Origin of the sequence: Streptomyces sp. UNOB3_S3, assembly GCF_020740895.1 — a bacterium.
Classification (GTDB): Bacteria; Actinomycetota; Actinomycetes; order Streptomycetales; family Streptomycetaceae; genus Streptomyces.
Window position 1 is genome coordinate 1 of record NZ_JAILXP010000231.1, and the last position, 11,847, is coordinate 11,847.

General features: G+C 73.1%; 4 protein-coding genes. 3 read left to right on the forward strand and 1 reads right to left on the reverse strand.

Annotated elements, in window-relative coordinates; translation table 11 throughout:
• Together K6I33_RS23125 and K6I33_RS23130 are read left to right on the forward strand one after the other, a co-directional pair.
• Window positions 1-5,516, forward strand: a 5,516-nt coding sequence (locus K6I33_RS23125; RefSeq protein ID WP_229356293.1) for a type I polyketide synthase, incomplete at its 5' end; no start/stop codon positions are given.
• 10 nt (window positions 5,517-5,526) lie between these two features.
• A complete protein-coding gene (locus K6I33_RS23130; protein ID WP_229356295.1) occupies window positions 5,527-6,708 on the forward strand; it encodes an NAD(P)/FAD-dependent oxidoreductase in 1,182 nt (393 codons plus the stop codon).
• 47 nt (window positions 6,709-6,755) lie between these two features.
• Here K6I33_RS23130 and ccrA read toward each other — a convergent pair whose 3' ends face one another.
• Entirely contained in the window at window positions 6,756-8,099 is a 1,344-nt protein-coding gene (gene ccrA / locus K6I33_RS23135; RefSeq protein WP_229356303.1) for a crotonyl-CoA carboxylase/reductase, read from the reverse strand.
• Window positions 8,100-8,389: 290 nt separating this feature from the next.
• On the opposite strand from ccrA, the gene K6I33_RS23140 reads away from it, so the two are divergent.
• The coding region (locus K6I33_RS23140) for an AMP-binding protein (RefSeq protein ID WP_229356305.1) at window positions 8,390-11,847 on the forward strand (3,458 nt) is incomplete at its 3' end.

Here is an 11,847-nt window from a genome sequence, read left to right on the forward strand (position 1 = left end):
TCCGCTCACTCGGCCTCGACGACAACCACATCGCCTCATCCCGAAACCTGGAATTCGAAAAACAATTCCCCAACATCGACGTCGTCCTCAACAGCCTGGCCCGGGAATTCACCGACGCCTCCCTACGACTCCTCCCTCCGGGCGGCCGGTTCATCGAAATGGGCAAGACCGACATCCGAGACCCCGGACAACACCCCGACCTGCTCTACCGCGCCTTCGACCTCGCAGAAGCAGGCCCCGACCGCATCCAGGAAATGTTCCAGGAACTCCTCCCCCTCTTCGAACACGGAGCCCTCCACCCCCTACCGACCCGAACCTGGGACATCCGCAGGGCCAAGGAAGCGTTCCGTCACCTCAGCCAAGCACGCCACACCGGCAAAGTCGTCCTCACCATCCCCCACCACCCCTGGGACCCCAACGGAACCGTCCTCATCACCGGCGGCACCGGCACCCTCGGCCAACTCCTCGCCCACCACCTCGTCACCCACCACGGCATACGCCACCTCCTCCTCACCAGCCGACGCGGACCCCAAGCCGAAAACGCACAACAACTCCTCACCGAACTCCATGCGTTGGGCGCGACCGCACGCATCGTGGCCTGCGACGCGGCCGACCACGAAGCGCTGTCCGCCGCGTTGGCCACCATTCCCACCGAACATCCGCTGTCAGGTGTGATCCACGCCGCCGGCGTCCTCGACGACGCCACCATCACCACCCTCACCCCTCAGCACGTCGACAACGTCCTCCACCCCAAAGTCGACGCCGCACTCAACCTCCACCACCTCACCCATCACCACAACCTCACCGCCTTCGTCCTCTTCTCCTCCGCCGCCGGCACCCTCGGCAGCCCCGGACAAGCCAACTACGCCGCCGCCAACACCTTCCTCGACGCCCTCGCCCAGCACCGCAAGGCCCATGGCCTTCCCGGCGTCTCGCTGGCATGGGGGATGTGGGCGGACCGCAGCGGGATGACCGGACACCTCGGCGAGACCGACCTCCACCGCATGACGCGAGGAGGCGGGGTGCCCCTGTCCGCCGACGAGGGGCTGTCCCTGTTCGACGCCGCGCTTCGCCGGGACGAGGCGCTGTTGGCGCCCGTACGCCTGGACCCCGCCGTCCTGCGCGACCGGTCGACTTCCGGACAGGCGCCGCCTCCACTGCTGCGCGGTCTGGTGCGCGCGCCCGCCCGCAGGGCCGTGCAGGCGGCGGGTGCCGGGCGGACGGACGGCTCGGCGCTGGTGGAGCGGCTGGCGGCGCTGTCGGACGCCGAGCGCGATCAGGTGTTGCTCGACCTGGTGTGTTCCCACGCGGCTGCGGTGCTCGGACACGCGACGGCGGACGACGTCGACGCGGGACGCGCGTTCAAGGAACTCGGCTTCGACTCCCTCACGGCCGTGGAGCTGCGCAACCGCCTCAACTCCGCCACCGGCCTGCGGCTCCCCGCCACGCTGGTCTTCGACCACCCGACCCCCACGGCCCTGGCCCGGCACCTGCGGGCGGGCCTGCTGGGCGAGAGCACGGCGGGGGCCTCCGCGCCCGCACCCGCCACCGCCACCATCGCCGTCGCCGCGCCGGCCGACGAGCCGATCGCGATCGTGGCGATGGCCTGCCGGTACCCGGGAGGCGTGAACTCTCCCGAGGATCTCTGGCGACTGCTCGTCTCCGGCGGGGACGCCGTTTCCGGCTTCCCGGAGGATCGCGGCTGGGACGTGGACGCGTTCTACGACCCGACCGGCGACCGGCCCGGTACGTCGTACACCCGTGAGGGCGGCTTCCTCGGGACCGCCGGGGACTTCGACCCCGCCTTCTTCGGGATCTCGCCGCGCGAAGCCCTCGCCATGGACCCGCAGCAGCGGCTGCTCCTGGAGACCTCCTGGGAGGTGTTCGAACGAGCCGGGATCGACCCGGCGTCGCTGCGGGGCAGCAACACCGGGGTGTTCGCCGGCCTGAGCGGCCAGGACTACACCACCGGGCTGCTCAGGGCGCCGGAGGATGTCGAGGGGTACCTGGTCACGGGCAGCTCGGCGAGCGTCGTGTCGGGCCGGGTCTCCTATACCTTCGGGCTGGAGGGCCCCGCGGTGACGGTGGACACGGCGTGCTCCTCCTCCCTCGTGGCCCTCCACCTGGCGGCCCAGGCGCTGCGCCAGGGCGAGTGCGATCTCGCCCTCGCCGGCGGTGTGACCGTCATGTCCAGCCCCGCCTTCTTCATGGAGTTCAGCCGCCAGCGTGGGCTTGCGAAGGACGGTCGCTGCAAGGCGTTCTCCGACACCGCCGACGGCATGGGCGCCGCCGAAGGCGTCGGCGTCCTGCTGGTGGAGCGGCTCTCCGACGCCCGGCGCAACGGCCACCAAGTACTGGCCGTCGTACGAGGCTCGGCCGTCAACCAGGACGGCGCCAGCAACGGCCTCACCGCCCCCAACGGCCCCTCGCAGGAACGCGTCATCCGGCAGGCCCTCGCCCGTACGGGCCTGACTCCGGCGGACATCGACGCGGTGGAGGCGCACGGCACGGGCACCGCGCTCGGCGATCCGATCGAGGCCCAGGCGCTGCTGGCCACCTACGGCCAGGACCGCCCCGCCGACCGACCCCTGTGGCTCGGCTCCATCAAATCCAACATCGGCCACACCCAAGCCGCCGCAGGCGTCGCCGGCATCATCAAAATGGTCCTCTCCCTGCGGCACGGGACGCTCCCCCGCACTCTCCACATCGACCGGCCTTCCTCCCACGTCGACTGGTCGGCCGGGGCGGTGGAACTGCTCACCGAAGCACGCCCGTGGGAGCGCGACGACCACCCGCGCCGCGCCGGCGTCTCCTCCTTCGGCATCAGCGGCACCAACGCCCACGTCATCCTCGAGGAGGGGCCGGACGAGCAGAAGGCCGTGACGGAGCGACCGGACCTGCCGGTCGTCCCGTGGGTGCTGTCGGCCCGGAACGAAACCGCGCTGAAGGCACAGGCCCAGCACCTGCTCTCCCACATCAAGGGCCTCGCCGATGCCGAAGAACCCACCGACGTCCGGGACGTGGGCCTGTCACTGGCCACGACCAGGTCGGCATTCGACCACCGGGCCGCCGTCGCCGCGCGGGACCTCGACGGCTTCCTGGCCGGTCTGGGCGCTCTGGCCCGAGGTGAATCGGCGACGGGTGTCACCCGGGGACGGGTCGCCAAGGGGAAGCTGGCGTTCCTCTTCCCGGGGCAGGGATCCCAGCGTCCGGGCATGGGCCGGGAGCTGTACGCGGCCTTCCCGGCGTTCGCGCCGGCCTTCGACGAGGTGTGTGCCGGCTTCGAGGGCGTCCTGGAGAGATCGTTGAAGGACGTGGTCTTCGCCGCCGCGGGTTCCGCGGAGGCCGGGCTGCTCGACCGTACGGATTTCACCCAGCCCGCGCTGTTCGCGACCGAAGTGGCGTTGTTCCGGCTCTTCGATTCCTGGGGTGTACGCCCGGACCACCTCGTCGGGCATTCGATCGGCGAGGTGGCCGCCGCTCATGTCGCGGGCGTGCTGTCCCTCGGCGACGCGTGCGCATTGGTGGCGGCCCGGGGCCGGCTGATGCGGGCGCTGCCCTCCGGGGGTTCGATGGCCGCCGTCCAGGCCACGGAGGAGGAGGTTCTCGCGCTGCTGGCCGGCCGTGAGCACCGGGTGGGCATCGCCGCGCTCAACGGTCCGTCCTCGATGGTGGTCTCGGGGGACGAGGAGGCGGTCGCGGAGATCGCCGCGCACTGGGCGGCGCTCGGGCGCAGGACCAAGCGCCTGCGCGTGAGCCACGCCTTCCACTCCCCTCTCATGGACGCGATGCTGGACGAGTTCCGTTCCGTCGCCGCGGCCCTGACCTACCGTGCCCCGCGGATTCCGGTCGTCTCCAACGTGACGGGGGAACCGGCGGGCGCCGAGGAGATGTGCTCGCCCGAGTACTGGGTGCGGCACGTGCGCCGGCCGGTCAGGTTCCTCGACGGCATGCGCAGTTTGGCGGGCCTCGGCGTCTCCACGTTCCTGGAGATCGGTCCCGGCGGGGTGCTGTCCGGGATGGGCCGCGAGTGCCTGGCCTCGTCGGGACCGGCGGGCGCGGCGTTCGTACCGGCCCTGCGGGACGGCCGCCCGGAACCGGAGGTGCTGACGGGTGCCCTGGCCGCGCTGCACGTACGGGGCGTGCCGGTGGAGTGGCCCGCGCTGTTCCGGGGCGCCGGCGTGGTGGACCTGCCGACGTACGCCTTCCAGCGGCGGCGGTACTGGCTGAACAGCGCCCGGGGCGGCGTGGCCGCCGGTCCGGAGCGCGGGGAGGCACCGGCGGTCGAGGACGGCGCCGGGGACGGCGCCGGGGAACCGGCCGGGCCGCCCCCGGCCCGGCGGCTCGCCGTCCTCCCCGAGGCCGAACGCCTCCGGGAGGTCACCGGGCTCGTGCGCGCCACCGCCGCCGCGGTGCTCGGCCATGCGTCGCCCGAGGAGATCGGCACGGACGAGGGCTTCTTCGACCTCGGGTTCGACTCGCTCACCGCGAGCGAACTGCGCGACCGGCTGATCGCGGAGACCGGGCTCGAGCTGCCGCTCACCGTGATCCTCGACCGGCCGACGGCGGAGGCGCTGGCCGCGTTCCTCAGTGAGCGGCTGGGTGAGGGAGGGGCTCGCGTCGCCGCCGGGGAGGAGCCGGGTGGCTCCATCGGCGCGCTGTACTGGCAGGCGTGCGACGCGGAGCGGTACACGGAGGCGATGGACCTGCTCAAGGCCGCGGCACGCGTCCGGCCCGCGTTCGGCCCCGGGACCGGGTCCACGGCCGGTGTGCCGGCCCCGGCCCCCGCCCCGGTCAGGCTCGCCAGGGGGCACCGGGTGCCGCGGCTGATCTGCTTCCCGTCGTTCAGTGCGGTGGCCGGTCCGCACGAGTTCGCCCGGTTCGCCGCCCGCCTGCGTGACCTGCGGGACGTCACCGCCCTGCCCGAGCCGGGGTACCTCGACGGGGAGCCCCTGCCCGGCTCGCTCGAGGCACTGGTGCTGGCGCAGGCCGAGGCCGTGCGCGGGTGCGCGGACGGGGCGCCGTTCGCCCTGGTCGGGCGTTCCGCCTCGGGTCTGCTCGCCCACGCGGTGGCCGGGTGCCTGGAGCGGGACGGTGTGGCACCGGCCGCGGTGGTGCTGCTCGACAGCTACGCGCCGGCGGTGGTCCGGCGGAACCCCTGGCTGGAGACGACGTTGACGAAGGCGGTGTCCGGGCGGGAGGACCGCGCGGCGCTGCGGAACGACACCCGGCTGGTGGCCATGGGCCGCTACCACGAGCTGTTCGCCGGCTGGGAACCCGGGCCGGTCGGTGCTCCGACGCTGCTGGCGCGGGCCCGTGACCCGTACGCGCCGGGCCTGCCCGGGCTCGCCGGCGGCGACGGCCGGTGGCAGGCGGCCTGGGAGCTGCCGCACGTGGCGGTGGACGTTCCCGGAACCCACTTCACGATCTTGGAGGAGCACTCCGAGTCCACCGCGCTCGCGGTGCACGACTGGCTGTTGACCGTGCCTGGCGGCGGGGCGACAGTTCCCGATTGAGGGGAATGGCGTGAAATTCATCATCATCGGCGCCGGAGTCAGTGGCGTCCTGTCGGCCGTGGCACTGACACGGGCCGGTCACGAGGTAGAGGTGTACGAACGTGCGGAGCGGCTGCGCTCCGGCGGGAACGGGGTGATGGTCTGGCACAACGGGACCGCGATCATGCGTGATCTGGGCCTGCGGCTCGACGGGCTCGGCCGGCGCATCGACCGGGCGGACGTGTGGTCGTACGACGGCCGGCCGCTGCTGCGCACGGACATGGCCGAGATAGCCGGTGAGCTCGGCTCGCACGGCATGGGGGTGATGCGGGGGCGGATACTCGAGCGGGCCGTCGAGGCGCTGCCCGAGGGGACGTTGCGCTTCGGCAAGGAGTGCCTGCGCATCCGGGAGGGGGGACCCGGCCGTTCGGCGCGGGTGACGGTGGAGTTCTCCGACGGCACCAGAGCGGAGGGGGACGTGCTGATCGGCGCGGACGGCTACCGCTCGGCGGTGCGGCAGCACCTGTTCGGCGACGACCCCGCGCGGCCGACGTACCTCGCGTCCTGGCACGGCACCACCTCGGTGCCGATCGAGCTGGAGAGCGACCACATCGTGCCGACCTACTACGGCAAGGTGGGGCTGTGCACCGTGCACCCGGTCGGCGAGGGGCTCACCCACTGGGCGTTCGAGGTGCCGTGGAACGGCGGGGCGCGGCACCTGGCCGCCGCCGACGGGGAGCGCGCCCATGAGATGAACCTGCGGCGGGCGCAGGTCCTGCGCAAGCTGTTCGGGGGCTGGGCGGGACCGGTGCCGCAACTGCTGGACGTCGTCAAGGGGGAGGACATCGGCGTCGCGCCGCACGTCATCCACCGGGTGCCCCGTTGGTGGGGCCGCGGCCCGGTCACGTTGGCCGGTGACGCGGCGCATGCGGTTCCGCCGCGCGTCGGCATGGGCGTCAACCAGGCCCTCGAGGACGCGTGGGTGCTGGGCCAGGTCTTCTCCGGCCCGGGCGATCCGGTGGCGTCGCTGCGGCGCTACGAGCGGGTGCGGCGGCCGCGGGCCCGCCGGGTGCGGTCGCGTGCGGTCATGATGCGGCGGGGCAACCGGATGATGCTGATGATGAAGGCGACCCGGGACGGGCTGCAGTCGACGAAGATGCTGCGCTCGAACATCATCAGCTGTAGCAACTACCTCAACGGGCACGTCGACTGACGAGTGGATGACGAGCGCATGGCGACCGGACCGGTGGGGGCCGGCCGTCAGCTCGGCCCGGTGCGGAACCGGTTGATGGCGGTGAGGTGCCGGGCGCGGAACGCGGCGTCCTCGACGCCCAGTCCGGTCGTGGGGGCGAGGCCGAGCACGCCGATCTTTCCGCTGTGCCGGTTGCGGTGCACCTCCCGGGCCGCCCGGCCCGCCTCCTGGAGCGGGAAGACCTCGGACAGCGTGGGGTGGACCATGCCCTTGGCGATCAGCCGGTTGGCCTCCCACGCCTCCCGGTAGTTGGCGAAGTGGCTCCCCACGACGCGTTTGAGGTTCATCCACAGGTAGCGGTTGTCGTACTGGTGCTGGTAGCCCGAGGTCGACGCGCAGGTGACGACGGTGCCGCCCCGGCGGGCCACGTAGACGCTGGTGGCGAAGGTCTCCCTGCCGGGGTGCTCGATCACGACGTCCGGGTCCTCGCCCCCGGTCAGCTCCCTGATCCGCGAGCCGAACCGCTTCCACTCCTTCGGGTCGGGCGTGTGCTCGTCGCGCCAGAAGCGGTACCCCTCCGCCGACCGGTCGATGACCAGCTCGGCACCGAGCGACCTGACCAGGCCGGCCTTGGCCGGGCTGGAGACGACGCACACGGGCACGGCCCCGCCGTTGAGGGCGAGTTGCGTGGCGTAGGAGCCGAGGCCTCCGGCGGCGCCCCAGATGAGCACGGTGTCGCCCTGTTTCATCGCCGCGCCGTTGCGGGAGACCAGCTGCCGGTAGGCCGTGGAGTTCACCAGGCCCGAACAGGCCGCCTCCTCCCAGGTGAGGTGGGCGGGCTTGGGCATCAGCTGGTTCGCCCTGACCAGGGCGAGTTCGGCGAGGCCGCCGTAGTTGGTCTCGTAGCCCCAGATGCGCTGGCCCGGGTCCAGCATGGTGTCGTCGTGCCCGTCGGGCGACTCCAGGTCGACGGAGAGGCAGTGGGCCACCACCCGGTCGCCGGGCCGCCACCGGTGGACGCCGGGGCCGGTACGCAGGACGACGCCGGACATGTCCGAGCCGACCACGTGGTAGGGGAGGTCGTGCCGGGCGGCGGCCGGGCCGGTGCGGCCGTAGCGCTCCAGGAAGCCGAAGGTGGACCGCGGTTCGAACAGGGCGGTCCACACGGTGTTGTAGTTGATCGCGCTCGCCATCACGGCCACCAGGGCCTCGCCGGGCCCCGGCACCGGCGTGGGAACGTCCCGCACGCGCAGGGAACGGGCGGGGTCCTTGTCGGCCGACGCCATGCCCTCGAACATGCCGGCCTCGTCCTTGCGGACCACGACGCCGCGGTAGCTCTCGGGCACGGGCAACGCGGAGAAGTCCGCGGGTTCCGCGCTGTCGGCGAGGATCGCGTCGACGATGTCTTTCACCTTGATTCCCCGTTCCCTTATTCGTCACCATGCGACAGTCCGAGCGGGCAGCCTAAGGAGCCCTTCTTCACGGCCAGTACCCCTACCGACCCCCTAAGCCGGACCTGGGGTCGGCTAGGGGGTATCGGGCGCGGCGCCCGGCGCTAGGCTGCGGTTCCGATCGCAGGTATTCGCAGGCAACCGCAGCCAATCGCGGGAATTCGTACCGCGCGATGAGTCCCCTGGTTTTCCGCCGCCGTTTCCTCCGCCGCGGAGAACCGGGGTCACCCGCATGCGCAGGGAGGCAGTACATGTCGCATTCCGAGCTGATCCGGCCCCTGCCCGAGACGCTGCGGGCACACGCCGAGCGTCTCGGTGACAAGATCGCCTTCAGGGACGAACGGCGTGGTGTCGGCTACCGGGAGCTCGAACTGCGCACGGGGCGGCTGGCCGCCCACCTCGCCGCGCTCGGCCTCGGGCGCGGGGAACGGGCCGTGATCCTGATGGGCAACGGCGTCGAGACCGTCGAGAGCTACCTGGCCGTCACCCGGGCGAGCGCGGTCGGCGTACCCGTCAACCCCCACGCCTCCGAAGAGGAGTTGGCGTACCTGCTGGCGGACAGCGGCGCCGCGCTGGTCCTCACCGACCGGGCCCACCTCGACCAGCTCGGCCGCCTGCGGAACGGCCCGGCGGCACCGCGTCCGGTCGTGGTGGTGACGGGTGACGGCGAGGCCCCCCGGGGCACCGTGTCGTTCGAGCGGCTCGCCACCAGCGACGCCGACCGGCCGCCGAGGGACGACCTGGGGCTCGACGAGACCGCCTGGACGCTCTACACCTCCGGCACCACCGGACAGCCCAAGGGCGTGCTCTCCACCCAGCGCACATGCCTGTGGTCGGTGGAGGCCGGCTACGCCTCGGTCCTCGGCCTGTCCGAGCGGGACGAAGTGCTGTGGCCGCTGCCGCTCTTCCACAGCCTCTCGCACATCCTCTGCGTGCTCGGCGTCACCTCGGTCGGCGCCACGGCGCACATCATGAGCGGCTTCTCCGCCGAGCAGGTGCTCGACGCGGTGCGCGCCGACGCCCCGACCCTGCTCGTGGGCGTACCGACCATGTACCACTACCTGATCGACGCGGCGCGCGGAGGCGAACTCGACGCGCGGTCCCTGCGGGTGTGCCTGTGCACCGGTGCCGTCGCCGGGGCTTCCTTGCGCACCTCCTTCCACCGCGCCTTCGGGGTGCCGCTGCTGGACAGCTACGGCAGCACGGAGACCTGCGGGGCGATCACCATGACGCGGCCGGGCGCGGTCGCCCCCGACGGCTCCTGCGGACTGCCGGTGCCGGGGCTGTCGGTGCGGCTGGTGGACGCCGAGACCGGGACCGACGTCGCGGCGGGCGCCGAGGGCGAGGTGTGGGTGCGCGGCCCGAGCGTCATGACCGGCTACCACCGGCAGCCCGAGGCCACCGCGGCGGCCCTGCGCGACGGCTGGTACCGCACCGGTGACGTCGCCCGCCGGGACGGCGACGGCAACCTCACCATCAGCGGCCGCATCAAGGACCTGATCATCCGGGGCGGGGAGAACATCCACCCCGCGGAGATCGAGGACGCCCTGCGCGACGTGGACGGCATCGCGGACGTGGCCGTGGCGGGCATCCCCGACGAGGTCCTCGGCGAGGTGCCCGCCGCGTACGTGGTGCCGGACGGCGACCACCCGGTGGATCCCGCGCGGCTCCTCGCCGTCTGCCACGAACGGCTGGCGTACTTCAAGGTGCCCGAGGAGCTGTACGAGATCGCGTCGATCCCCCGGACCGCCTCCGGGAAGGTCACCCGGCACGCCCTGCGGGACGCCCGTGTACGGCTGCTCGCCGCCCGGACCCGGCACGAGGGCCTGCTGCGGCCCGTCTGGAGCCCCGTACTCCCCACTGCCGCGCCGCCGGTGGCCGACGGCCGGTGGGCGGTCCTGGGCGAGGACGACCTCGGCCTGTCCGCGGCCGGTGTGCCGGTGCGGACGTACGCGGGACCGGCCGCCCTCGCGGACGCCATGGAGGCCGGAACTCCGGTGCCGGACACCGTGCTCGTCCCCCTCGGCCCCTACGGCGGCGACGGCTCGCCCCGTGCCGCGAAGGCCGCCGTCCGCGAGCTCACCGGCCTCCTGGACGCCTGGACGGCCGACGCCCGGTTCGCCGGTGCCCGCCTGGTGTTCGTGACACGGGAGGCCGCCGGCGCCGGGCCGAACCCGGCGGAGGCCGCCTGCCGGGGCCTGGTGCGCTCGGCGCGACGCGATCGGCCCGGCCGTCTCGTGCTGGTGGACGTCGACGACCACCCGTCCTCGGCCGGGGCACTGCCGACGGCGCTGTCCGTCGCGGAGGGCGCCGCCGAGGGCATCGCCGAGGGGGGCCACGAGGATCACGTGGCCGTGCGTGCCGGCGATGTGACGGTCCTCCGCCTGGTCAAGGCTCCCACCACGATCGGTGCGCCACTGCTGGACACGGCGGGCACCGTGCTGCTCACCGGTACCGGCGCGGGGCCGGTCGGCCGGCGCCTGGTGACCCGGCACGGTGCGCGCCATGTACTGCTGGCGGGCGCCGAGGCCGGTGACGTCGCCGGCGAACTGTCCGCGCTCGGCGCCGACGTCACCACCGTCCCGGAACCCACCGACCCGAAGGCGCTCGCCGGGGCCCTGGCCCGTATACCCGCGGGTCGACCGCTGACGGCCGTGGTGCACACCTCGGCGGACACCGACCCCGAGGGTGCCTGGCACCTCCACCGACTGACGTGGGATCAGGAGCTGTCGCTCTTCGTGCTCTTCTCGTCCGCCGTGGGCACCTTCGGGGCGGACGGCCCGCCCGAGCACGCCGCCGACGCCGCGTTCGTGGACGCGCTGGCCCGGCACCGGCGCGCCCAGGGGCGGGCCGCGGTCTCGCTGGCCTGGGGGCCGCGCGACGGCGACGGCACCGGCGCGTGGCCGGCGGGCAGCACCGCGCTGTCCGCCGAAAAGGCCCTCGCGCTCTTCGACGCCGGGTGCGCCGCGGACGAGCCGGTGCTGGTGCCCGTCCGCCTCGACGCGTCCGCCCTCGACCCGGACACCGCTCCCCCGCTGCTGCGCGGCCTGTCGGCACCGTCCGCCGCGCCCGGCGTCGCCGAGGAACTCCGGCAGCGGCTGGCCGGCATGCCGGCCCATCGGCGTGAGCGTGTCCTGCTGGACCTCGTGCGCACCGAGGCCGCGGCGACGCTCGCCCTCGCGGGCGCGGAAGCCGTCGAGCCGGACCGGGCGTTCAAGGAACTCGGCTTCACCTCCGTGACCTCGGTCGAGTTGCGGAACCGGCTCAACGCCGCCACCGGCCTACGGCTCCCCGCGACACTGGCGTTCGACCACCCCACACCCGCCACTCTCGCCCGGCAACTGGGAACGGACCTGCTGGGCGAGGAAGCCCCGGATGCCAACACACTCATGCCCGTGCCCGTCAGTGGGGCGGTCGACGAGCCGATCGCCATCGTCGGAATGAGCTGCCGCTACGCCGACGGCGTCGACAGCCCCGAAGCACTATGGCAACTCCTCGTCTCCGGCCGCGACGCCATGGCCGCATTCCCCACCGACCGCGGCTGGGACCTCGACACCCTCTACGACCCCGACCCCGACAAACCCGGCACCACCTACGTACGCGAAGGCGGATTCCTCCACAACGCCGCCGACTTCGACGCCGCCTTCTTCGGCATCTCCCCCCGCGAAGCCCTCGCCATGGACCCACAGCAGCGGCTACTCCTGGAGAC